The sequence below is a fragment of the Mesorhizobium sp. P3_A10 genome (genome assembly GCF_056403175.1).
In genome coordinates, this window is record NZ_JBFUFZ010000005.1 from 227487 (window position 1) to 249128 (window position 21642).

A 21642-nucleotide genomic window follows, 5' to 3' on the forward strand; every position below is an offset into this window, starting at 1 on the left:
ATCCGGCCCTATCTCAGCGGTGTCCAAGGCCTGCGATGTAGGCGCAGAACATGTCGGCCATGGCATCGGAGTAGGCTTCGATTTCGGCGCCGGTGCGGGGGCTTCCTGAAAAATCCTTTCCCACCGCGCTCAGCGTCATCGTGATCAGATCGCCGGCCAATTCCCGGACTGCGTCAGGGACCTGGGGCAGCACCTCGCGCATGAACGCCTGGACGGTGCGCTCCCCCGACGCCCTTGCCTCGTGGGCCTCGGGCGCGTCGCGATAGAGCGGGGCGGCGTCACTGAGCGCCACGCGCACGGCGGCCTCCTCGCACTCTGAGCGAATGAAGGCATGGACCAGCGTGCGCAGCCGTTCGAGGGGTGGCCGCTGGTCGTCCTCGAGTATGGTGCGCAGCAAGCCGCCCGTCTGCCGCCATTCGTCGCTCTGCAGCCGGAACAGCAGCGCCGCCTTGTTGGGGAAATACTGGTAGAGCGAGCCAACGCTCACACCGGCCCTTTCGGCCACGCGCGTGGTGGTGAAACGTTGCGCCCCCTCGCTCGCCAAAACCTGAACAGCAGCCTCGAGGATCGCCGAAACAAGCTCTGTCGCGCGCGCCTGTTTTGGTTGTTTTCGTGTGGAAATTGAATGGTTTGGACGTTCAGGCACGGTGCTGTCCGGCAATGCGAATTGGAAACCTGAAGGATTATTCGTATTTTCAGCACGACACAAGAACGCAGTCATTTCTGGATTGGAGACTTTTCATGACCACGCTAACCAACGCCCCGCTCGCACCCCTGCTCGCCCGCTTGTTCAAGGAGGCCGAGGCGGCGACGAGCCCCGCAGCGGCCGGGTTCTCGCCTGAGGAGCGGCAACGCCTGCTGCGCAGCAAGACCGAGTATGTCGATCTCTACGGACGGCTGAAGGATCTCTGGCTCGCGGTTTCGCCGGAAACCGGCACGCTGCTTTACATGCTGGCGCGCAGCAGCGGCGCCCGCGTCATCATCGAATTCGGCACCTCGTTCGGCATCTCGGCGCTCTATCTCGCTGCCGCACTCAGGGACAATGGTGGCGGCCGTCTGATCACCACCGAGTTCGAACCGTCCAAGGTGATGCGGGCCAAGGCCAATCTGACCGAAGGCGGCCTCATCGATCTGGTGGAAGTGCGCGAGGGCGATGCGCTGCAGACGCTGAGCGCCGATCTGCCTGAAACGATCGACCTGCTGCTGCTCGACGGCGCCAAGGCGATCTATCCGGAGATATTGAGCCTGATCGAAAGCCGGCTGCGGCCCGGCGCGCTGGTCATCGCCGACAATGCCGATTTCAGCCCAGAATATCTGGAGCGCGTGCGCTCGCCGGCATCGGGCTACATGTCGACGCCCTTCGGCGAGGACGTCGAGTTGTCGGTACGGCTCGGCTAAAGCGGCCCGAGGCGTTTGCGCCGCCGGCGGGCTGGTTGCGGCACGCAAATAAGACTGAGCGTCGCTTGCGGCGCTCAGTTCACCGGCTGCAGCGGATCGTTGCCGATCTTGGACAAGAGGATCACCGCCTGGGTACGGCTGTCGACGCCAAGTTTTTGCAGGATCGCCGAGACATGCGCCTTGATCGTCGCTTCGGAGACACTGAGCTCATAGGCGATCTGCTTGTTGAGCAGCCCTTCCGCCAGCATGCCGAGCACGCGTGTCTGCTGCGGCGTCAGCGCCTGCAGCCGCTTGATCAGGTCGGAAATTTCGGGGTCGCGCTCGACGCCGAGATCGATGCCGATGGGGGCGGCGATATCGCCGGCCAGCACCGACTGCACGGCGCCGCGGATTTCCTCCATGCTGGCCGATTTGGAAATGAAGCCGGAAGCGCCGAGATCGAGCGCGCGCCGGATCGTCACCGGGTCGTCATGCGCCGAAACCACCACAAGCGGCACTGCCGGATGAATGCCGCGCAACGAGATCAGGCCGGACAGGCCGCTGGCGCCCGGCATCGACAGATCGAGCAGCACCAGATCGACATCCTCATTGGCCACGACCAGCGCCTTGGCGCTTTCGAAATCGCCGGCCTCATGAATGGCGGCAACATTGCCGATGCCGGCAAGCGCCTCTCTCAAGGCACCGCGAAAAAGCGGATGGTCGTCGGCGATGACGAAAGTGTAGCCCGACGGCAAAATATCCCTCCCCGAATCCCATTGATGGTTTTCTGCTTTTGCGGGACCAGTCGAACGATTATGCGGCGTTGCCAGCTGTTTTCAAGCGGCAAAGCCCCGGACAAATCGCCATTCGGCGATTTTGTCTAGCGGCGCTCAGGTCTTCTGCGAATTCAGCTTGGCGCCGTCGCCGCTGTCCTTGTCCATATCCTTGACGATGCCCATGAAGCCGCGCAGGAAGCGCTCCATATAGCTCATCGTCTTGTTGAATTCCTCTTCGCTTGGCAGCTTCGATTCGAGGCGGGCCGACAGCGAGTTTTCGAGCTTGGTGACGCGCTCGTCCATCGCCTTCATCGAGCTTTGCAAACGGTCGACTTCGTCCTGGAAGGCGGCGCGCTCGTCGGCCGCCATCTTGCAGACGAGCTGACCAGTGCGTTCCTCGCAAATCGACATGGCGCCGGTCTGCGTGTCCATGCGGACATAGCCGTTGGCCGACTTTTCCAGCCGGTAGCGATCGGTTTCCTCGGAAAAGGCTGATGCCGCAACCAGCGAGACCAGAGCTGCGGGGATCAAGACGTGCTGCAGACGCATGTTGTCCTCCATGGGCAAGTGAACACAATCTAGCGCATGTTTGCGCCGGAAATGGGGAAGAGTTCAGGAGTGCCCTTCCCCGCCTGATTGGTTCGGACTATAGCGCAACCATGTCTCAGTTTATCTACAAGATAACCCCTGACGCGCTGTGGCGCGAGGCCGAAGCAAACGGCCGCTTCACCGGTGCGCCAATCGATGTCGCCGACGGCTTCATCCATTTTTCCACTGCCGGGCAGGCTCGCGAAACGGCGGCCAAACATTTCACCGGCCAGGCCGGGCTGCTGCTGGTCGCCATCGACGGCGCCAAGCTCGGCGATGCGTTGAAATACGAGGTCTCGCGCGGCGGCGCGCTGTTCCCGCATCTTTATGGTCCCCTCGACCTGAAGGCCGTGCTGTGGGTTCGACCCCTGCCGCTTGGCGCCGACGGCACGCACCAGTTCCCGGCACTGGAGGCCGAATGAGCGTGCTCGACCGGCTCGGCCAAAAACTGCTGTTCACATTCGATCCGGAAACCGCGCATGGGCTGTCGATCGCGGCGCTGCGATGCGGGCTGCCCATGACCGGAAGTCCACCACGCGACGTCAGGCTGAAGGTCAGCGTCTGCGGCCTCGAGTTTCCAAACCCGCTCGGCATGGCGGCCGGCTATGACAAGAACGCCGAGGTGCCGGACGCGCTGCTTGGCCTCGGCTTCGGCTTTGCCGAAGTCGGCACCATCACGCCGCTGCCACAGGCCGGCAACCCGAAGCCGCGCATCTTTCGGCTGACCCAGGACGGCGCCGTGATCAACCGGCTCGGCTTCAACAACGAAGGCCACGACGCGGCCGAAAAACGCCTTGCCGTGCGCAAGGGGCGTGCCGGCATTGTCGGCATCAACATTGGCGCCAACAAGGACAGCGCCGACCGCGTCAGTGACTATGAGCGCGGTGCCTCCCGGTTTGCGCAGTACGCCAGCTATCTGACGGTCAACATCTCCTCGCCCAACACGCCGGGCCTGCGCACCATGCAGGCGCGCGAGCAGCTTGGCGAACTTTTGTCCCGGGTCGTCGCCGCGCGCGCGGCAGCATCAGTCAAGCCGCCGATCTTTCTCAAGATCGCGCCTGATCTGGTCGAGGCCGAACTGGAAGACATCGCCGCCGAGGTCACCGAGAAGCAGATCGACGGCGTCATCGTCTCCAACACCACGATTGCGCGAGCGGGCCTGCGCAGCGGCGCTGTATCAGGCGAAACCGGCGGGCTCTCCGGGAAACCGCTGTTTGAGCGTTCCACCATCGTGCTGGCCAGGATGCGCAAGCTGCTTGGTCCGAACCGCGCCATCATCGGAGTCGGCGGTGTCGATTCCGCTGAGGCGGCGCTGGAAAAAATCCGCGCCGGCGCCGATCTCGTGCAGCTCTACACCGGCATGATCTATGCCGGGCCGGCGCTACCGGGGCGCATCCTCGAAGGCATGGTCCGTTTCGCCGAGAAGGAAGGGCTTTCGTCGATCAGTGCGTTGCGCGATATCAGGCTCGATCACTGGGCGTCCAAGTCGCTTTAGAAGGCTGTCCGCAGCCGCAGCCGCAAAATGGCCAGCAGGCTGAAGCCGCGCACCAGCAGGAAGACGTGCAGCGACGCCCACAGTCCGTGATTGCCGAAGGCCGGTGCCAGCGTCAGCAGCGCGGCGGTGAAGGCGAGGAAAGACAAAAGCATCATGTTGCGCATGTCGCGCGACCAGGTGGCGCCGATGAAGACGCCGTCCATCTGGAAGGCGAGCACACCGCTGAGCGCGGTGAACGCCGCCCAGGGCATGTAGGTGTCGGCCACGGCGCGAACATCTTGTGACGTGGAGATCACGGCGACCAGATCGGCGCCGCCAAACAACAGGATGAGCGTCGCAACGCCGGCCAGGCCAAAGCCCCAGAACAGGGTCAGCCGCACCGCTTGCCGGAAGGGCGTGGCAGCACGCGCACCAACGGCACGCCCGGCGAGCTGTTCGGCAGCGGTGGCGAAACCATCGAGGAAATAGCCGGCAACGAGAAAGAAATTCATCAGCACGGCATTGGCGGCCAGCGTCACCGTGCCGAACTGCGCGCCCTGGCGGGTGAACAGCGCGAAGGCGGCGAGCAGCGAGAACGAGCGGATCATGATGTCGCGGTTGAGCGACAGCATGTGCAGGAATGCCGGCATGTCGAGCACGCGATGGCGCGGCAGCCGGGGCGCTTTCCAGAAGCGCCTGACAACGATCGCCAGGCCAAGCAGCATGGCCAGGAATTCGCCGGTGACGGTCGCCCAGGCGACGCCGGCAACGCCCCAGCCGAGTTTCAGCCCAAGCAGGATGCAGAGCGCGATGTTGATGCCGTTGAGCACCAGTTGCAGCATCAGCCCAAGCCCGCCCTCGCCGCGCCCCAGCACATAGCCGAGGATGGCGTAGTTGATCAGCGAGAAGGGTGCGGCGAGCAGCCTGATGCGGATGTAGACGGCCATCGCCTCGCTGACGCGCGGTTCGGCGCCCATGAATTCTTGGCCGCCGATGGCGAACAGGGGCGCAAGGGCTGCCAGCACGATGCCGGCGACGACCGCGATCAGCACGGCGCGCCAGAACACCGCCTGTTCCTCCAGCTCGTCGCCGCGCCCGAAAGCCTGGGCGACGAGGCCGGTGGTGCCGGAGCGCAGGAAGTTGAAGGTGGTGAAGACGACATCGAAAACAAGCGAGCCGGCCGCCAGCCCGCCAAGCAGCGCCGCGTCGCCGAACTGGCCGACCACCGCCGTGTCGACGAGGCCGAGCAGCGGCGTCGTCAGATAGGCCAGCGTCATCGGCACGGCGATGGCGAGCACCGAGCGGTTGGTGACGACGAAATATCTGGCGTCGGCTGGGGATGCACCCTCGTCCAAGGATTGCTGCCTTGCTGATTGCGGCTTGATCGAGCCGCCGATGTGCCCCAGTTTCGTTCCGCTGCGCAACCATCCATCTCCTGATGGTCAACCGAAACCCGCCTCTGGCGCACCGGCCGTAATCCGTTCCATGGCTTTGCAGATCGTCCATCATCCCGACTATGACGCCGGCTTCGCCGTCAATCATCGCTTTCCGATGAGCAAGTATCCGCTGCTGATGGAAGCGCTGAGCGCACATGGACTGGCCGGGTCCGATGCACTCAACCTGCCTGAGCCGGCGCCGGCCTCATGGCTGAAGCTTGCCCATGCCGCCGACTATGTCGACCAAGTGATCTCCTGCACAGTGCCCGAAAAGATCGAGCGCGAGATCGGCTTTCCCGTGGGACCGCGTGTTTCGCTGCGCGCGCAACTCGCCACTGGCGGCACGGTGCTGGCGGCGCGGCTGGCATTGCTCAATGGCATTGCCTGCAACAGCGCCGGCGGCAGCCATCATGCGCGGCGCGCGCAAGGCGCCGGCTTCTGCACCTTCAACGACGTTGCCGTCGCCTCCTTGGTGCTGCTCGCCGAGGGTGCTGTCCAAAACATCCTGATCGTCGATCTCGACGTGCACCAGGGCGACGGCACGGCAGACATTCTGAGGGATGAGCCACGCGCGTTCACCTTTTCCATGCATGGCGACCGCAATTACCCGGTGCGCAAGATCGCTTCCGACCTCGACGTCGCCTTGCCGGACGGCACCGGCGATACGGCCTATCTCGAGCGGCTGAGCGGCATCCTGCCGGATCTCGGCGCGCGCTGGGACCTGGTTTTCTACAATGCCGGCGTCGACGTCCATGCCGAGGACCGGCTTGGCCGGCTGTCGCTGTCGGATGCCGGTCTGCGCGCCCGCGACGAGATGGTGATCCACCACTTTCGCGCGCGCGGCATTCCGGTCTGCGGCGTCATCGGTGGCGGCTATTCGACCGACGTGGCGGCACTTGCGGCGCGCCATGCCATCCTGTTCGAGGTGGCATCCCGCTACGCTTGACGCTTCACTTGCGGTAGCTGGCCAGCCTCAGCAGGATGAAGGCCGGCACCACGATCGCCGCCCCCAGCAGAATATAGCCGAGGAAACGATCGATGGCGTGGAAGCCGAGATTCCACAGGTCGATGAAGAATTTCCGGATGCCGTAGAACACGTCCATCGGCGACCAGCCGAAGGCGTTCATGACCAGGCCGACGAGAAAAGACACCACAAGCAGCTTCAGGATCACCCTGAGCGGCGAGTCGCCGAGAAAGCGCGTCAATGCGGACAAGGCCTGTCTCCCGATTGGGGTACCCGGATTCGGGCACGGATTCAGAAATACCGACTTGGCTGGCTCGCAGCAAGCCGGGCCGCATTGTTCGGCCGCAAGTGACGCAGAGTGGCGGCATCACCAAGCGTCGCATTCCGGTCTCTGCTGAGGCCACCCGCTGAACCCTTAAATATGCGTAAACACGTTCGGCACAATTTATTGAAAATAAAGCGAAAAACCTTCTTTTTCAGATTTCGCGCAATGTGCACGCAATTTTCGCCTGCAAAACAAGCGATGTCTTTCAAGCAACAGGTTGCACGGAAAATCCGATCCGACAGGTCAAGCCGTCCACGCCAGTCCGCGTGGCGCATCTGCGGACGATTGCCGGTGAGGGACATCCGAGCGGGAGCATGACCGCGCAAATGGTCAGGCTCTTAAAGGTTCAATCTGCGCATCGATCGCTATGCGTATGCGTGTTTTGGAGTAATGCAGTGCCCTCTCAAAGAATGACTGTTCTGGCCGCCCTTGCACTCGCCGTGTGTTTGAACCGGGCGGCGATGGCCGCCGATCTCGCGCCGGCCTACAACGATCCTCCGGCCTTCCAGTGGAGCGGCGCCTATGTCGGTGTGCATGGCGGGACCGCTTTCACCAAAATGCCGAACCCGTTCGCCGACCGCAACGGATGGAGCGGCGGCGTCCAGGCGGGCTACAACATCCAGACCGGTCCCGCTGTGTTCGGCGCCGAGATCGAAGGCTCCTATCTGGGCGGCGCAGAGCACGCTGTCGAAGGCGGCAAGATCAAGGAAAAGTGGCGCGCCGCTGCCAAGGCCAGGGCCGGCGTCTCCTTCGACCAGACGCTGCTGTTCGGCACCGCTGGCCTGGCAATGACCACTTTCGACAAGAGCGGCGGCCTCAAGGACAGTGACGGACGCAAGCTCGGCTATCTCGTCGGGGGAGGCATCGAACAAGCCTTTGCCGGCGGTCTCTCAGCCAAGATCGAGTACAACTACATCCGCACTTCCGGGGTGGAAACGACCTCGGCCTTCGGCAAGTCCAAGACCGACATCGGCAGCCAGGAATTGAAGGCCGGGCTCAACTACCGGTTCTAGAGTACGTTCCATCCGAACCCGAACAACCCTGCCTCGCGCTCACCCGCGCGGGGCGGCAATCCATGCCCTGCCCGTAATGTCGGTGCAATCTTCGCGGCTTAGGTGCGGGCAGCATTTTCATGACAGGAACCAAATATGTCCAAGCGCTGTACGGGTCGCCTCGGCCCGGCCCTGAATGCATCTTTCGTGGCGATAATCCTGACGCTGGCAGGATGCGCCTCCGACATCATGAAAAACTACATCGGACAGCCGATTGAATCGATCGTTCTGGACTATGGTCCTCCGACCGCCGTCATCGATGTCGGACAGGGCGAACGCGCCTATCAGTGGCGAAAGGTATCCACCAACGTGGTCTCCGGCTCATCCAGCAGCGAAGTTCGCCACACAAAGCACGGCACGGAATATGAGACGACGGAGACGCCGGGCTACCTGGAGCGACAGGAATGCTTCTACACTTTCTACGCCCGTTCTTCCGGCGGTCGCTGGTTCGTCACCAATTTTCGGCAACCGAAGCTGGAGTGTGAATGAGCGGTATCAGGCGACTTCTGGCTCTTGTCGGGGGCCTGTTTCTGCTTCACAGGCATGCGATGACTGCCGCGTCGTTACCCGGGCAGAGGCCGCCGGCGCCGCTGACGGAGACTTTTTCAGCTGACGGAGTTCGGGCATGCGCATCCTGCTGATCGAGGATGAGCCGGAGATGGCGTCCGTACTGAAGACCGCGCTGGAACGCCGGGACATCGTCGTCGACCACGTTTCGACATTGGCCGACGCCGAAGCCATGGCAAGGTTGGGGTCCTTCGATGCGGTGGTGCTCGATCGCCGGCTGCCAGATGGCGACGGCCTCAGCCTGATCCCTCGCCTGCGTGCATTGCATATGGATGCACCGGTGATCGCTTTGACGGCGATGAGCGGCCTCGACGATCGCGTCAGCGGGTTGAATGCCGGCGCCGACGACTACATGGTCAAGCCGTTCGCGACCGAGGAACTGGTTGCAAGACTCCATGCCTTGCACCGGCGCCAGTTCGCCTTGCGGGCGGAACAAGCGGTGGTCGGCCGCCTCACCTATGATTTCCGCCATCGCGAAGCGCTGGTCGAGGACCAGGCGCTCGATCTGCCGCGGCGTGAACGCCTGGTGCTCGAAACGCTCATCCGCAGACCGGGCCGGGCGATCATGCGCAGCGCTCTCGAGGAGGCGGTCTATGCGCTGGACGACGAGATCGGCTCCAATGCACTGGATGCGCATATTTCGCGGCTGCGCCGCAAACTCGAGGATGTCGCCGCCGGGATTGAGATCAGGGCGATCCGCAATATCGGCTACCTGTTGCGAGCGGTGCCATGAAAGAGCCGCGCACGCGATCGCTGCAATGGGTGCTGGTGCGGCGGCTGATCCTGCTGCAGGCGGCGACGCTGGCCATTTTCATCGTGCTGTGCGCCGCCGCGCTGTGGATCTCCAATCCGCATTGGCTGGTCGACAACGAGGCCGCCGTTGCGGCATTGAAGGGCGCTGTCGAGCGCAGCGATGATGGCGGGCTGGTGGTGCGTGAAACGGAAGAGCTTCGCCAGTTCCGCGAGCGCTTCCCGCATCTGGGTACATCATCCGCGACAGCAACGGCCAAGCCCTTCGTGCCGGCACCGTTCCCGATGTCTATGCCAAGGCCCCAGGCGATTTGTTGAGCGGCGTCGACCGCGCGACCCTTGAATTCTCCAGGGACGATGCGCGGCCCGAGGCCTATGTCGAAAACGTCGCTACCAAGGCCGGGCTGGTGCAGATCGTCACCTCGACACGTTCATCGCGCGGCGAGACCGACGGGCTTGAGATCAACATCTCGGCAACGGTCGACGTCGCTCATAATCCCGACGGCAGTAGAAACTGGGAGCGAGCCTTGCCGGCGCTGGCGCTGATCATTGCCATACTGCTTTTGCCCATCGTCGTGGTCATGGGCGTTACCACGCTGGTGACGACACCGGCCGTGGTTCGCCGGTCTTTTGCCGGGCTTGTTGACACCGCAAAGCAGGCGGCGCGGATCGACATCAGCACCAGGGCGATGCAACTTCCGGTCAGCCAGGTGCCGCTGGAAATCGCGCCGCTGGTTCATGCCTTCAACCAGACGCTGGCACGCCTGGCTCAGGGCTATGACCGTCACAACCGCTTTCTGACCGATGCCGCGCATGAGCTGCGCACGCCGATCGCTATTCTGCGCACACGCGCCGAATTGCTGACAAAGGAGCCGCAGAGCATGCGGCTGCTGCAGGATATCGAACGCCTGTCGCACCTGGCGCAACAGCTGCTCGACCACCAGATGCTCGAGCGCCCGGCCAGCGAGCGCCAGATGGTCGATCTGAGCGAGCTTGCCAGCCGGGTCGCCGCCGATTTCGCCCCCCTCGCCATCGAAGCCGGCTACGATCTTGCCTTCGAACCGCCGTCCGCCAAGGTCGAGATCGAGGCAAATGCGCTGCAGATCGAGCGCGCCCTGGCCAATCTCGTTCGCAACGCCATCGACCATGGCGGCGGCACGGGCATGATCACCATCGCAGCCGACGCGACAGGCGGCCTCGAAGTGCGCGACGAAGGGCCCGGCATCCCGCTGGCAGAGCACGAGAATATCTTCGAGCCGTTCTATCGCCTGCAGCCGCAATCGCGCGGCGCGGGCCTCGGATTGAATCTCGCCCGGCAGATCGCCCAGTTGCACCACGGGACGATCAAGATCGTGAACGGTTCATGGCGGGGCGCTCGCGTGCGCATGGAACTCCCCGTTCGGCAATGATCCGCACCGCGGGCTTCGCCAATGCAACCTAGCTCGCTCCTCCCAGAGGCGCGACGAAGTTGGACCTATAGGTATCCATCGTCGCGCCACTGCAATCTTCGTCGAACAGTGTTCCGGTGCCAAAGCTGGCGCGCAAGCCGATCATGTACTTGTTGCCGGTGAAGTCGTGGGATTGGATCGAAGTCCGATCAAATTGATAGCGGCCAAACAGCGACCATGGCGTGCCCTCGAAACGGTACATGGCCTGGGCCGCAACGCTGACCGTGTCGAAATTCGCAGACCCTGCGTCGAAGCTGTTGAAGGCGATTTCACCGTCGAACCTGAGGTTCGGCTGTACGAAATAGCGCACGACACCTCGCGCTCCCCACTCGTTCGGATGGTCGAAATCCAGATCGAACTTGCCGTAGTAAGCCTGTCCATAGAGCGTCAGATTGCCGAAATAGACCTGCGCCTCCGGCCCGACCGTATAGTCGCTGATATCATCCGAGAAGTTGTTGCCGTAGCGCTTGTAGGTCCCGAACAAACCAGCTGCGAAACGCTGTGGATCGCGGTAATAGGCATGGACGGCCCCGCCGAGCCCGTCGATGTAGTCGCCATCGTCCCAGAGGCGATCATAAGTGCCGTCGACCTGGACATTCCATTTGTCGGCGAAGGGAATGTTCACGCGCCCGGCGCCACCGCCGGCCCGAAGGCTGTTCTCGTCTCCGAAAAATGAAAGCTGCAGGCCGCCGAGATACAATTCCCCATATCCGGAGATGTGCGGCACGACTGGCTCTATGGCGATCGGCTGCACCGCGTCGGCGGCGAAAGCGGCAGAGGTCGCGACCAGCGAAGCAGCAAGAATGAATGGACGAAGCATGAAATCCCCTTGGTATCTGGCATCCTCTTCGACGCCGTTGGTTGAACTCGACGTTGTTGCGTCGTTGACCACTTCCGCCGCGCCTTGCCGGCCGCGCGCCCCAATCTCCGCTTGGCCGGGAGGCCGTGGCGGCGGATTTCAGGTCGCGCGTGCCGGTGCCCCAATGGGAGCGATCGAAGCGCATCTCAACCCGCTGTAGAGGCGTGGCATCTGCCGCGCATCCCCCGCGCGGGGGATGCTGCTCACCTGAATGACAGGGCGATCAATCGCTTGCATGAGAGGTGATTTTTGCGTGCAAGCCGGCAATCTGGACCGGAGCAAAGATAGTCAGGGACAGGCCAAAACACCCGGCTCCAGCGAGGTTTTCCTGTGGTAGAGCTTGCCGGAACTACATAAGCCCAGCCTTAATTATTCAGAGAGGAACGGTACATGCTTCAGCGACGTGGCGGAAAATTTTCCAGGGCTGTTTTCAGTCTGGCCTGGGCGCTGCATCTTGCTGCAATTCCTGTCTCCTATTCGACCAACGCCTATGCGCTGAAGGGCGATGTCAAATTGCCCGAACCCTATATTTCCAGGGCGATCGAAGCGGTTCTGCTGCCGATCAACGACACCGTGCGCAAGGAGTTCAAACTCGGGTCACACGCCCACGGTGTCCTCGTCCTGTCGGTCAAGCCTGGTGGCACAGGCGAAAAGCAAGGCATCAAGCCGGGCGACGTGATCACCAAGGTCCACGGCCATAAGATCAAAGAGCCGATCGACGTGGATACGGTGGTCTACTACTGGGCAAAGGCGGGCAAATCCGACTTCCGCTTCGATTCCTATCGTGACGGCAAGGCCTACAACTCCACCGGCACCATCACGCTCAGCACCTACGAAACCGTCATCGATGTCGTCACCGTCGCGACATGGACAAGCTGGTCGGTTGCCACGGCCTTCAGCTATTCCGAGTTCTACAGCGAATACAGTCAGGAAATGACGACAAGCTACGAATCATCCGAGACGACAATCGAGGAGACTGCCTCTTCCGAGGAATTCACCGCCGAGGCCAAGAGCGAGGCTACCGACGAGAGTTCGGACGCGGACACGACAGCCGACGACGCGAGCGACTCGGCGACGGAGCCGGACGCTTCGGGAACCGATGACAATGATGCTCCCGCGGCGGAAGACCCTGCCGACGCTGGTGATGACGGCGCCGACGACAATTCCGGCGGCGATGATTCCGACAGCGGTGACGACGGCGGCAGCGATGACGGTGGCAGCGACGACGGCGGCGATAGTGGCGGCGACGACAACTAACCCGCCGACAACGACGTCTCCGCCTTCGGCTGCCCGACTTGGCTCAAAATCGAGCCCGGCGGGACGGCGCGGCTGGAGCAGCCGTCAGTTCTTCCGGCGGAAGATGCGGGTCCAGGGCGACCGCTTGCGATAGACTTCCCGCGAACGCCAAAGCCGGTTGTAGCGATTGCCGCTGGAAATCCCGAGCTGCGACATCGGCCCGCCTCCGCGCTTGCGCTTGATCGCCACAAGATCCCCCTTGTGGCTGAGGCAATGACTGGACTTGTCTAAGGGTTCGGGCGCCGACGGCGGCTGCGCCAGCCGGACCGCCTCTCCGACAATCAGGTCCTCGGGCTCGCATGTCAGGGCGATGGCCTTGCCGAACAGGGTCGGACCGGTGGTGCACAGCGCGGTCGGTCCATAATATTCGCGTTTGACATTGGCGCAGACGAGATCGATGGCTTTTGCCAGAGCCTTGTGGCGCCGCGGCGCGGCAACCACGCCGACGCTGGTATCCCATGGGGTCGAGCTGAGGAAGTCGCGAAAGACCGACAGCCGTTGCTCGTCGCGAGGAACGCCGCGTACGAAGAAATAGGCAAGATCGGCATAGATGCCGCCGCGCTCGTAAAGCAGGCAGTATTTGGCGAGATCCGCCTTATAGGCATAGGGCCGCAGCGTTCGGAACGCTGCAAGCACGTCGGCGTCGAAATGGGCGCCAATGAACTCGATCAACGCCGCTTCCCTGAACAGCACATGCTCTTCGCCTGGGTGGCAGGCCTTGAACGACTCGATGTTTTCCGCGACCAGCTCGGAAAGATCGTCGCCGTCGCCGTCCGTTATGAGAATGCTAAACAGCATTTGATCTTTCCTGGCCGTCAGCCGGGGTGAAAGCCGTCAGTTTCTCCCAGTCTCGCCATTGATGCGGCCGGCTATGAAGATACGGCAAATGCCGGTTGGCGAAGTCCTGCGCCGCACTCTGGATCAGTTCGGCCTTGTCCTGGTGACGGCTGAGATCGATGGGCCGCTCCACGGTCACATGGAACTTGCCTGTGCTGTCATCGCGCAGGACAAAGACCGGCAACAGCGGAGCGCCGGCGATCCTGGCCAGCCGGGGCGCGCCGCTGGCCATTTCCAGGGCGGCTTCGCCGATGCGCGCCTTGACCAGCAGTTCGCCCTGCCAGGCGCCGGCGGTTATCGAAACGAACTTGCCCTGGTGCAGCAGCCGCCTGGCTTCATTCATGCTGGCCGCGGGATTGCCGCGGTCGATGACGATCCGGCCCGCCGCATATTTCAGCTCGGCGCCGGTTCTGATCGGATTGAGGAAACGCACGCCGAAGCGCGACTTGGTGAAGCCGTGCTCGGGCCTGCTGACATGGAACACCTCGAACCCGGCCTTGGCAAAAGCCATCTTGGCCGCCAGCGAATTGAAGCTGAAATGCGCGATCCACAACACCGCGCCATGGCCGGCATGTCGCGCCGCTTCGAGATGCTCGAGGCCCTGCATCTCGATATCCGGTGTCCACCTGGCGAGCCGCTCGCGCACGATCTGGATATGGTGCTCGTGGCGCGTCGCGCGCACCCGGCTGAGATCGTCGGCGCTAGCCAATCCGAAGCAGGCAAGGGTCTGTCGAACGCGGTCGTCGCCCGGGCCGGAAGCAGCACGGATCAGCCGCTCCATCGACAGGCAAACAGCTCGCCAGCGCCTTTCGGACAAGAAAAGCGAGACGACCGCAAAGACAGGAAGCTGTAGCAGAAACCCAAGGTCTGCCGACGCAAACATGGTTCTGCGCTCAGAGGCTTTTTTCCTCTTGCGTATGCTGAATTCCAAGCTGGGTCCCCACCCATTCACCATTTGGACTGCAGGACCGCCGGACAAAACAGGTTGCCGATTCCCGAAGCGTAGCCGCTTCTAGCATGGCCGACGCCGGCATAAAAAGCGGCGTTGCCGTATTTGGCGGCTTCCTGATTGCCCGAGGCCAGCCCATCATGGTAACGAGGGCCGACGCGGGTATGATGTAATGGTAGCTTGTCAGCTTCCCAAGCTGAACGCGCGGGTTCGATTCCCGCTACCCGCTCCAGCAAAAATCAATGATTTAGACGGATCGCCCTGCCGCAGGCCGCACATTGGTGTTCATGCCAGCACCTCGGCGCATGTGGAAAGGTGCATTGCCACCTCGTCGGCATCCATCCGTATCAGGGTGTGCGACAGGCCGCCGTGCTCTTCGATCCACTGCCGCACCCAATCGGGATATTGCGAGAGCAGGTAGTTGGCAGCGACGGCGTTCTCATGAGCGCCGACGCCGTACGGCAGGTGGAAGCCGAAGGATGCACGCGGGGTAGCGCAAAGCTGCTCGGCAGGCAGGGACAAATAGAGCGTACAGGCGCTGTCGCATTCCCCGTCAAAGTGCACCGGCTCGTCGGCGGCGCGCAGTTTGGCGACGTGCAAAGCGAAGGTCACGATCTGGCCACCGGGATTGCCGCGCACCGTCTCCGCGTTCGCGGGCGGCATCGTCAGGACGGCGAAGAACCCAATCGCCATGGCCACCGTCCATCCAACCCATGCAGGCGGCAGATTGGTGGGCATTGCTGTTAACCTCGCGCTCGTCACATGACATCCACGCTAACATCGAGATGGTTAACAACAGGCTGCCTTTGAATTGTAGCCGGCGCTAATATATATCGAAGGCGGTCTTTGCAACCGACGCAATCGCGGCATTTAAGCGCGTGGAAAAAATCATTTTCGTAGGCAGTGGCTTGATGAGAAGTTGGAGGCTCTTCGGGAGGTCCCCATCGGCCGAATAGCTCGTAGTGGAGCACCGGCCACCTTGTGATGGCCGGTGCTTCAGTCGCCGGCTCTCAGAGCCAGATGCCCAACCAGACACGCCTGCGCCAGCAGCGGACGTGACGCCGGCCGTGGCGCCAATAGTGGCGGCAGACTCGTCTCCAGACGTGCCGCCGATGATAGTGGTGGTGATGCCGGCGATGGGAGACCTGCTCCACTTCGGCCCGATCGTCTCCCTCGAAAAACGCTGGATCCGGTTTGTCGAGTTCATCGAGAATTCCGTTGCCGTCCGGAATGCCGGCAACCGCCTTGCCGGGTCTGGCTATGCCAGCAAGCGTGACCATCCCCGCTACGCCAAGCATTCCGGTGAGAAACAAGCGACGTTCCATCGAAACCTCCCTGGTTGTTGACCACCGGCAATCTCGCCCCCCGGCTTAGAACAGGCTCCAGTGCGAAATGCCGATTGGATTGAACGCAGGATTTCGATTCTCGTTCCAATCAGCCCACTTCCCGCAGAATGAAGTCGTGCAGCATCTTGGCTGCCGGCGACAGCACGCGGTTCTTCACCGTGATCAGGCTGTAGGGCCTGACCTCGATGTCGAACTCGGTCTGGACAACATCGATGGCGCCTGCCAGCCCATCGGGGCTCTGGATGAATTTCGCCACCTGGATTGAGACCGGCGCGATGGCGTCGGACTGAGCGACCATGACCAGGGTCAACAGCAGCGAGCTGGTGTTGAGGATGCGGTCCGGCAGCGCGATGTTGCGGTTCAAGAAATTGCTTTCCATTGCCTGGCGCAGCGGCGAGCCACCCGACTGAAAAACCCAGTCATAGGCGGCAGTGTCCTCCAGCCGCACCGCTTTGCCGTTGCTCAGCGGGTGGCCGCGGCGCACGATCAGGCAGGCCTTTTCGACGCCGATGACGCGCGATTCGAACAGCCGCGGATTGAGGTCGTCGGGGATGCGGGCGATGATGAAATCATGGCGCGTGGCGATCAGTTCGCGCGCCAGCACGTTGGAGGTCTCGACCTGCATGGTGATCTCGATGCGCGGGTAGATGCGGCGGATTTCGCGGATCGCCGGCACCGCCAGTTCGATCGCTGGCGCCGTCACGGCGCCCAGGAACACCGCGCCGCCCTTGCCCGCCTTGAGCTCGGAGATCTCGCGGTCGGCCTCGCGCATCTCGAGCAGGATCGAGCGGGCGCGCCTCGCCAGCGCCTTGCCGTAGGGGGTGAGCGTGATGCCGCGCGGCAGCCTTTCGCACAGCTTGACGTCGAGCACGGCTTCCATCTCGGCGATCATGCGCGACGCCGCCGGCTGCGAGATATTCATCACCTGCGCCGCCGCGCTCACGCGGCCGTGGTCGTCGAGCGCGACGATCATGCGCATGTGGCGCAAGCTGAGGCCGCTGCGCAAAAGGGTTTCGCTGTTCCCCGGGAGCTCGTCGTAACCATTTGAGATTCCATCGGGATTGCGCAGCGCTGCCATGATTTTCCCCTGCTCTCCGCTTGCGACCAGCCGGCAGTCCGGCCATGCCTTCAGCTGCATCTAATATATATCAGTTTCGATATAGCAACTATCAAAGATCGCATTTGACAGTTATGGCAAAGGGACACACTTTGAGCGCGTCTTGAGACTTGACGGTCGGTGACGAGCAAAATCGTATCGATTGAAATCAGCGTCTCGGGACGATTGGGAGGATACCAGAGATCGATATGCCGGCGGTGGCGCGTTTGCGCTTCCGCTCGACTGCGCGGCCCGCGAAGCCCCGGGGTGCCGCGTCCATCAACCAGGGAGAGTTAAGTGAAAATCATCAAGACGCTGGCCGCCGTTGCGGCCCTTGGCATCGCTGCCATGACCTACTCGGCGCACGCAGCAGACAAAGGCCTGATCGGCGTGCTGATGCCCACCAAGGAATCGCAGCGCTGGATCAATGACGGCGACGCCGTCAAGTCCCAGCTCGAGGCTCTGGGCTACACCGTCGACCTGCAGTATGCGCAGAACGACATTCCGAACCAGCTCAGCCAGTTGGAAAACGAAATCACCAAGGGCCCGAAGGCGCTGATCATCGCCTCGATCGACGGCACCACCCTGTCGGACGCGCTGCAGAAGGCCGCTGACGCCGGTGTCGTTGTCGTTGCCTATGACCGCCTGATCAAGAAGACCGCCAATGTCGACTACTACACCACCTTCGACAATTTCGGCGTCGGCGTGATCCAGGCGAACTCCCTCGTCAAGGGCCTCAAGGAGCGTTTCCCGAACACCAAGCCGTGGAACGTCGAACTGTTCGGCGGCTCGCCGGACGACAACAACGCCTTCTTCTTCTACAACGGCGCGATTTCCGTCCTGCAGCCGCTGATCGATGACGGCTCGATCAAGATCAAGTCTGGCCAGACTGGCATGGACAAGGTCGGCACGCTGCGTTGGCTCGCCGCCACCGCCCAGGCGCGCATGGACAACCTGCTCTCCGCCAACTACTCGGACGGCAGCCGCGTCGATGGCGTTCTGTCGCCCTATGACGGCCTGTCGCGCGGCATCACCGCCTCGCTGCGCGCTGTCGGCTACGGCACGGACGCTCAGCCCTGGCCGATCGTGACCGGCCAGGACGCCGAGACCGCTTCGGTCAAGCTGATCATCTCGGGCGAGCAGTACTCGACCGTGTTCAAGGACACCCGCGAACTGGCCAAGGCGACTGTCGGCCTGATCGACAAGGTGCTCTCGGGCGGCAAGCCGGAAGGCCTCGACGAAAAGACCTACAACAACGACGTCAAGGTCGTTCCTTCGATCCTTTTGACGCCGCATGATGTCGACAAGTCGAACTACCAGGCGCTGGTCGTCGACTCCGGCTACATCAAGGCCGAAGACCTGAAGTAATCTCGGTTACAAAGCCTGGGGTCCCGCGTACAGCGGGGCCCCTTTTTGCTAGCGCGGCGAATCCAAAATTCGCATACTAGCCTTCCGGCATTGATCCGGACCTCGAAGGAGCGGTATTCCTGATGGCCTCGACGATTTTGGAGATGCGCGACATCACCAAGACGTTCCCCGGCGTGAAGGCGCTGTCGAACGTCAACCTCAGCGTCGAGGAAGGCGAGATCCATGCCGTGGTCGGCGAGAACGGCGCCGGCAAATCGACGCTGATGAAGGTGCTGTCGGGCGTCTATGCATCCGGCACTTATGACGGCGCGATCGTCTACCGTGGTGAGGAATGCCATTTCAAAGGCATTCACGACAGCGAACACAAGGGCATCGTCATCATCCACCAGGAACTTGCGCTGGTGCCGATGCTGTCGATCGCCGAAAACATTTTCCTTGGCAACGAACACGCCAAATTCGGCGTCATCGACTGGAATGCCAACGAGACGCGCACCAGCGCCTTGCTGAAGAAGGTGGGCCTCAAGGAGGACCCTAAGACGCTGATCACCAATATCGGCGTCGGCAAGCAGCAGCTGGTCGAGATCGCCAAGGCGCTCAGCAAGGAAGTCAAGCTGCTGATCCTCGACGAGCCGACGGCATCGCTCAGCGAAAAGGACAGCCAGACGCTGCTCGACCTTTTGCTCGAATTCAAGCGGCAGGGCATCACCTCGATCCTGATCTCGCACAAGCTCAACGAGATAAACCGAGTCGCCGACAAGGTCACCATCATCCGCGACGGGCGGACCATCGAGACGCTGGCCAAGAAAGACATTTCCGAAGACCGCATCATCACCTCGATGGTCGGGCGTTCGCTCGACGACCGCTATCCGCCGCGCGAACCGAAGATCGGTGAGGTCGTGCTGCAAGTGAAGAACTGGTCGGTCTATCATCCGATCCATGCCGAACGGCAGGTGATCAAGGGCATCGATATTACCGCGCGCAAGGGCGAGGTGGTGGGTATCGCCGGGCTGATGGGCGCCGGACGCACCGAATTCGCGATGAGCCTGTTCGGCCGCTCCTATGGCCGCCGCATCACCGGCGAAGTGCTGCTCAACGGCAAGCCGATCGATGTCTCCTCGGTCAGCAAGGCGGTAGCCCATGGCATTGCCTATGTCACCGAGGACCGCAAGACCTACGGTCTCAACCTGATCGATCATATCAAGCACAACATCACGCTGGCCAACCTTGGCGGCGTCTCGCGCCACGCGGTGATCGACGATTTGCGCGAACTCGCCGTCGCCAACGACTACAAGGCCAAGACCAACATCCGCTCGTCCAGCGTCTATCAGATGACCGGCAATCTATCGGGCGGCAACCAGCAGAAGGTGGTGCTGTCGAAATGGCTGTTTGCCAATCCGGAAGTGCTGATCCTCGACGAGCCGACGCGCGGCATCGACGTCGGCGCCAAGTATGAAATCTACACCATCATCGCCCGCCTCGCCTCCGAGGGTAAGGCGATCATCGTCATCTCTTCGGAGATGCCTGAATTGCTCGGCATCACCGACCGCATCTACGTCATGAATGAAGGGCGCATGGTTGGAGAAATGGCGGCGAGCGACGCCAGCCAGGAAAAGATCATGCGCGCCATCGTTCGGGGAGAAGGAAAAGCATCATGACCACAGAAAGCGCTCCCGCGCCGAAAAGCGGCGTCGCCGAAGATGTGCAGCAGGGGCCGCGCGTTGCCGTCTCGGCGCTGATCACCAATTTGCGCGACTACGGCCTGATTCTGGCGCTGATCGCCATCATGGTGTTCTTCCAGTTCACCACCTCAGGCACCCTGTTCAAGCCGGTGAACCTGAGCAATCTGGTGCAGCAGAACTCGTTCATCATCGTGATGGCGCTGGGCATGCTTCTGGTCATCGTCTCCGGCCATATCGACCTCAGCGTCGGCTCCGTCGCCGGTTTCATCGGCGCGCTGGCGGCGATGATGATGGTCATCTGGCCGCTCGGACCGTTCAGCAATCCGCTGGTGGTGTCGATTATCTGCCTCATCATCGGCGGCGGCATCGGCGCGGCACAAGGCTACTGGATTGCCTATCACCGAATACCGAGCTTCATCGTCACGCTGGCGGGAATGCTGATCTTTCGCGGCATCTGCCAGGCGCTGCTGGGTGGCGGGTCTTCGGTGGGGCCGCTTCCAGACGGCTTCAAGGCGCTCAGCTCCGGCTTCATTCCAGACCTGATCGGCCCCTTGACGCTGATACCGCCGACGGTGAACGCCGCCGGCAAGACCATTATCGGCAGCGGCATGACCCTGCACATGACTACGATCGTGCTGGGCCTGATCGCCGTGCTCGCCTATGCCTATTTCGGGCTGAAGGCACGGCGTACTCGCGAAGCGCATGGCTATCAGGCCGAGCCCTTCACGCTGTTCGTCGTCAAGACCCTGGTGACCAGCGCGCTGGCGCTGTTCCTGGTCTACCAGTTCGCCAGCTACAGGGGCCTGCCGATCGTACTCATGGTGATGGGCGCGCTGATCGCGCTGTTCGTCTTCGTCACCAAACGCATGACGATCGGTCGCCGCATCTACGCCATGGGCGGCAATGCCAAGGCGGCGCAGCTGTCGGGCATCAAGACCGAGCGGCTGACCCTGATGGTGTTCGTCAACATGGGTGTGCTGTCGGCGCTTGGCGGCCTGATCATAGCGGCGCGCCTGGGGCAGGCCGTGCCTGCGGCGGGCCTTGGCAGCGAGCTCGACGTCATCGCCGCGGTCTTCATTGGCGGCGCTTCGGCGATGGGAGGTGTCGGCCAGGTCATCGGCGCGGTGGTCGGCGGCTTCATCATGGGCGTGATGAACAACGGCATGTCGATCATGGGCGTCAATGTCGACTGGCAGCAGGTGGTCAAAGGCCTGGTGCTGCTCGGCGCCGTGGTCTTCGACGTCTACAACAAGAACAAGGGTTGAAGGCGAGGGAACCAGGAAGGCATACGGGTCACATCGCGGCTGCCGGCAACCCGCCGGCGCATAGAAGTCCCCCAGGGGACCAGGCCCGCGAAGCGCTATCCCGACGAAGAATTTCACCCGTGGCGCGGAATGGTCCCGAGCCGCGACGGTCAGGGTTTGCCACGCCGGCAGCCGGGCCTAGTCACCAGAG

General features: G+C 62.4%; 24 protein-coding genes and 1 tRNA gene. 15 read left to right on the forward strand and 10 right to left on the reverse strand.

Features of this window, described 5'->3' with window-relative positions:
* Positions 1 to 13: 13 nt before the first annotated feature.
* Complete coding sequence (locus tag AC1DXU_RS20455; RefSeq protein WP_477371914.1) at positions 14 to 721, reverse strand: TetR/AcrR family transcriptional regulator; 708 nt, start codon at positions 719 to 721, stop codon at positions 14 to 16.
* A gap of 20 nt (positions 722 to 741) precedes the next feature.
* Here AC1DXU_RS20455 and AC1DXU_RS20460 point away from each other — a divergent pair, with 20 nt between their 5' ends.
* A complete protein-coding gene (locus tag AC1DXU_RS20460) occupies positions 742 to 1398 on the forward strand; it encodes an O-methyltransferase (protein ID WP_477371916.1) in 657 nt (218 codons plus the stop codon).
* A 74-nt stretch (positions 1399 to 1472) separates the two neighbouring features.
* Here the strand turns inward: AC1DXU_RS20460 and AC1DXU_RS20465 are convergent, their stop codons facing one another.
* A complete protein-coding gene (locus tag AC1DXU_RS20465; protein ID WP_477311668.1) occupies positions 1473 to 2132 on the reverse strand; it encodes a response regulator transcription factor in 660 nt (219 codons plus the stop codon).
* 135 nt (positions 2133 to 2267) lie between these two features.
* The gene (locus tag AC1DXU_RS20470) at positions 2268 to 2702 is read right to left on the reverse strand and encodes a hypothetical protein (protein ID WP_477371918.1); all 435 of its coding nucleotides are present in this window, start codon (positions 2700 to 2702) and stop codon (positions 2268 to 2270) included.
* Between the two features lie 110 nt (positions 2703 to 2812).
* Here AC1DXU_RS20470 and AC1DXU_RS20475 point away from each other — a divergent pair, with 110 nt between their 5' ends.
* Positions 2813 to 3163, forward strand: coding sequence for a DUF952 domain-containing protein (locus tag AC1DXU_RS20475; protein WP_477371920.1), 351 nt, complete (start codon positions 2813 to 2815; stop codon positions 3161 to 3163).
* Positions 3160 to 4236: a quinone-dependent dihydroorotate dehydrogenase gene (locus tag AC1DXU_RS20480; RefSeq protein WP_477371922.1), complete on the forward strand. Its 1077-nt coding sequence runs from the start codon at positions 3160 to 3162 to the stop codon at positions 4234 to 4236. The genes AC1DXU_RS20475 and AC1DXU_RS20480 overlap by 4 nt, the downstream gene beginning before the upstream one ends.
* On the opposite strand, the gene AC1DXU_RS20485 is transcribed toward AC1DXU_RS20480, so the two are convergent.
* Complete coding sequence (locus AC1DXU_RS20485) at positions 4233 to 5570, reverse strand: MATE family efflux transporter (RefSeq protein ID WP_477372253.1); 1338 nt, start codon at positions 5568 to 5570, stop codon at positions 4233 to 4235. The genes AC1DXU_RS20480 and AC1DXU_RS20485 overlap by 4 nt on opposite strands.
* A gap of 130 nt (positions 5571 to 5700) precedes the next feature.
* Between AC1DXU_RS20485 and AC1DXU_RS20490 the strand changes: the two genes are divergently transcribed.
* Complete coding sequence (locus AC1DXU_RS20490) at positions 5701 to 6597, forward strand: histone deacetylase family protein (RefSeq protein ID WP_477371924.1); 897 nt, start codon at positions 5701 to 5703, stop codon at positions 6595 to 6597.
* A 4-nt stretch (positions 6598 to 6601) separates the two neighbouring features.
* On the opposite strand, the gene AC1DXU_RS20495 is transcribed toward AC1DXU_RS20490, so the two are convergent.
* A complete protein-coding gene (locus AC1DXU_RS20495) occupies positions 6602 to 6865 on the reverse strand; it encodes a DUF6460 domain-containing protein (protein WP_477311662.1) in 264 nt (87 codons plus the stop codon).
* Positions 6866 to 7350: 485 nt separating this feature from the next.
* On the opposite strand from AC1DXU_RS20495, the gene AC1DXU_RS20500 reads away from it, so the two are divergent.
* From AC1DXU_RS20500 to AC1DXU_RS20520, 5 genes are all read left to right on the forward strand, one after another.
* A complete protein-coding gene (locus tag AC1DXU_RS20500) occupies positions 7351 to 7953 on the forward strand; it encodes an outer membrane protein (RefSeq protein WP_477371926.1) in 603 nt (200 codons plus the stop codon).
* 135 nt (positions 7954 to 8088) lie between these two features.
* A complete protein-coding gene (locus AC1DXU_RS20505; RefSeq protein WP_477371928.1) occupies positions 8089 to 8481 on the forward strand; it encodes a hypothetical protein in 393 nt (130 codons plus the stop codon).
* A 136-nt stretch (positions 8482 to 8617) separates the two neighbouring features.
* Positions 8618 to 9292: a response regulator transcription factor gene (locus AC1DXU_RS20510; protein WP_477371930.1), complete on the forward strand. Its 675-nt coding sequence runs from the start codon at positions 8618 to 8620 to the stop codon at positions 9290 to 9292.
* Positions 9289 to 9627, forward strand: a complete 339-nt coding sequence (locus tag AC1DXU_RS20515) for a hypothetical protein (protein WP_477371932.1) — start codon at positions 9289 to 9291, stop codon at positions 9625 to 9627. Before AC1DXU_RS20510 ends, AC1DXU_RS20515 begins: the two co-directional genes overlap by 4 nt.
* Positions 9624 to 10718, forward strand: coding sequence for a sensor histidine kinase (locus tag AC1DXU_RS20520; RefSeq protein ID WP_477371934.1), 1095 nt, complete (start codon positions 9624 to 9626; stop codon positions 10716 to 10718). Before AC1DXU_RS20515 ends, AC1DXU_RS20520 begins: the two co-directional genes overlap by 4 nt.
* Before the next feature lie 28 nt (positions 10719 to 10746).
* Here the strand turns inward: AC1DXU_RS20520 and AC1DXU_RS20525 are convergent, their stop codons facing one another.
* Complete coding sequence (locus AC1DXU_RS20525) at positions 10747 to 11649, reverse strand: hypothetical protein (protein WP_477371936.1); 903 nt, start codon at positions 11647 to 11649, stop codon at positions 10747 to 10749.
* Positions 11650 to 12006: 357 nt separating this feature from the next.
* On the opposite strand from AC1DXU_RS20525, the gene AC1DXU_RS20530 reads away from it, so the two are divergent.
* Positions 12007 to 12873, forward strand: a complete 867-nt coding sequence (locus tag AC1DXU_RS20530; protein ID WP_477311657.1) for a PDZ domain-containing protein — start codon at positions 12007 to 12009, stop codon at positions 12871 to 12873.
* Positions 12874 to 12957: 84 nt separating this feature from the next.
* Here the strand turns inward: AC1DXU_RS20530 and AC1DXU_RS20535 are convergent, their stop codons facing one another.
* Together AC1DXU_RS20535 and AC1DXU_RS20540 are read right to left on the reverse strand one after the other, a co-directional pair.
* Positions 12958 to 13710, reverse strand: coding sequence for a glycosyltransferase family 32 protein (locus tag AC1DXU_RS20535; RefSeq protein WP_477311656.1), 753 nt, complete (start codon positions 13708 to 13710; stop codon positions 12958 to 12960).
* Entirely contained in the window at positions 13700 to 14632 is a 933-nt protein-coding gene (locus AC1DXU_RS20540; RefSeq protein WP_477371938.1) for an LpxL/LpxP family acyltransferase, read from the reverse strand. Before AC1DXU_RS20540 ends, AC1DXU_RS20535 begins: the two co-directional genes overlap by 11 nt.
* 224 nt (positions 14633 to 14856) lie before the next feature.
* On the opposite strand from AC1DXU_RS20540, the gene AC1DXU_RS20545 reads away from it, so the two are divergent.
* Positions 14857 to 14930: transfer RNA gene (locus AC1DXU_RS20545), tRNA-Gly, on the forward strand.
* A 53-nt stretch (positions 14931 to 14983) separates the two neighbouring features.
* On the opposite strand, the gene AC1DXU_RS20550 is transcribed toward AC1DXU_RS20545, so the two are convergent.
* Complete coding sequence (locus tag AC1DXU_RS20550) at positions 14984 to 15436, reverse strand: hypothetical protein (protein ID WP_477371940.1); 453 nt, start codon at positions 15434 to 15436, stop codon at positions 14984 to 14986.
* 341 nt (positions 15437 to 15777) lie between these two features.
* Here AC1DXU_RS20550 and AC1DXU_RS20555 point away from each other — a divergent pair, with 341 nt between their 5' ends.
* Positions 15778 to 16044 carry a hypothetical protein gene (locus AC1DXU_RS20555; protein WP_477311653.1) on the forward strand — a complete coding sequence of 89 codons (267 nt, stop codon included), beginning with the start codon at positions 15778 to 15780 and terminating at the stop codon, positions 16042 to 16044.
* Between the two features lie 88 nt (positions 16045 to 16132).
* Here AC1DXU_RS20555 and AC1DXU_RS20560 read toward each other — a convergent pair whose 3' ends face one another.
* Complete coding sequence (locus AC1DXU_RS20560) at positions 16133 to 17122, reverse strand: LysR family transcriptional regulator (protein WP_477311652.1); 990 nt, start codon at positions 17120 to 17122, stop codon at positions 16133 to 16135.
* 315 nt (positions 17123 to 17437) lie between these two features.
* Here AC1DXU_RS20560 and chvE point away from each other — a divergent pair, with 315 nt between their 5' ends.
* From chvE to mmsB, 3 genes are all read left to right on the forward strand, one after another.
* Positions 17438 to 18508: a multiple monosaccharide ABC transporter substrate-binding protein gene (chvE, locus tag AC1DXU_RS20565; RefSeq protein WP_183445507.1), complete on the forward strand. Its 1071-nt coding sequence runs from the start codon at positions 17438 to 17440 to the stop codon at positions 18506 to 18508.
* Positions 18509 to 18630: 122 nt separating this feature from the next.
* Positions 18631 to 20163 carry a multiple monosaccharide ABC transporter ATP-binding protein gene (gene mmsA / locus AC1DXU_RS20570; RefSeq protein ID WP_477371942.1) on the forward strand — a complete coding sequence of 511 codons (1533 nt, stop codon included), beginning with the start codon at positions 18631 to 18633 and terminating at the stop codon, positions 20161 to 20163.
* The gene (gene mmsB, locus AC1DXU_RS20575; protein ID WP_477311650.1) at positions 20160 to 21452 is read left to right on the forward strand and encodes a multiple monosaccharide ABC transporter permease; all 1293 of its coding nucleotides are present in this window, start codon (positions 20160 to 20162) and stop codon (positions 21450 to 21452) included. The genes mmsA and mmsB overlap by 4 nt, the downstream gene beginning before the upstream one ends.
* Positions 21453 to 21642 lie beyond the last annotated feature (190 nt).

What these genes read in the sequence shown, in the direction of transcription:
- AC1DXU_RS20490 (WP_477371924.1), top strand. Translation starts at nt 5,701, where the DNA reads ATGGCTTTGCAGATCGTCCATCATCCCGACTATGACGCCGGCTTCGCC.
- AC1DXU_RS20515 (WP_477371932.1), top strand. Translation starts at nt 9,289, where the DNA reads ATGAAAGAGCCGCGCACGCGATCGCTGCAATGGGTGCTGGTGCGGCGG.
- AC1DXU_RS20505 (WP_477371928.1), top strand. Translation starts at nt 8,089, where the DNA reads ATGTCCAAGCGCTGTACGGGTCGCCTCGGCCCGGCCCTGAATGCATCT.
- AC1DXU_RS20535 (WP_477311656.1), bottom strand. Translation starts at nt 13,710, where the DNA reads ATGCTGTTTAGCATTCTCATAACGGACGGCGACGGCGACGATCTTTCC.
- AC1DXU_RS20540 (WP_477371938.1), bottom strand. Translation starts at nt 14,632, where the DNA reads ATGTTTGCGTCGGCAGACCTTGGGTTTCTGCTACAGCTTCCTGTCTTT.
- AC1DXU_RS20510 (WP_477371930.1), top strand. Translation starts at nt 8,618, where the DNA reads ATGCGCATCCTGCTGATCGAGGATGAGCCGGAGATGGCGTCCGTACTG.
- AC1DXU_RS20560 (WP_477311652.1), bottom strand. Translation starts at nt 17,122, where the DNA reads ATGGCAGCGCTGCGCAATCCCGATGGAATCTCAAATGGTTACGACGAG.
- AC1DXU_RS20550 (WP_477371940.1), bottom strand. Translation starts at nt 15,436, where the DNA reads ATGCCCACCAATCTGCCGCCTGCATGGGTTGGATGGACGGTGGCCATG.
- mmsA (WP_477371942.1), top strand. Translation starts at nt 18,631, where the DNA reads ATGGCCTCGACGATTTTGGAGATGCGCGACATCACCAAGACGTTCCCC.
- AC1DXU_RS20500 (WP_477371926.1), top strand. Translation starts at nt 7,351, where the DNA reads ATGACTGTTCTGGCCGCCCTTGCACTCGCCGTGTGTTTGAACCGGGCG.
- AC1DXU_RS20480 (WP_477371922.1), top strand. Translation starts at nt 3,160, where the DNA reads ATGAGCGTGCTCGACCGGCTCGGCCAAAAACTGCTGTTCACATTCGAT.
- AC1DXU_RS20475 (WP_477371920.1), top strand. Translation starts at nt 2,813, where the DNA reads ATGTCTCAGTTTATCTACAAGATAACCCCTGACGCGCTGTGGCGCGAG.
- mmsB (WP_477311650.1), top strand. Translation starts at nt 20,160, where the DNA reads ATGACCACAGAAAGCGCTCCCGCGCCGAAAAGCGGCGTCGCCGAAGAT.
- AC1DXU_RS20460 (WP_477371916.1), top strand. Translation starts at nt 742, where the DNA reads ATGACCACGCTAACCAACGCCCCGCTCGCACCCCTGCTCGCCCGCTTG.
- AC1DXU_RS20455 (WP_477371914.1), bottom strand. Translation starts at nt 721, where the DNA reads ATGACTGCGTTCTTGTGTCGTGCTGAAAATACGAATAATCCTTCAGGT.
- AC1DXU_RS20470 (WP_477371918.1), bottom strand. Translation starts at nt 2,702, where the DNA reads ATGCGTCTGCAGCACGTCTTGATCCCCGCAGCTCTGGTCTCGCTGGTT.
- AC1DXU_RS20530 (WP_477311657.1), top strand. Translation starts at nt 12,007, where the DNA reads ATGCTTCAGCGACGTGGCGGAAAATTTTCCAGGGCTGTTTTCAGTCTG.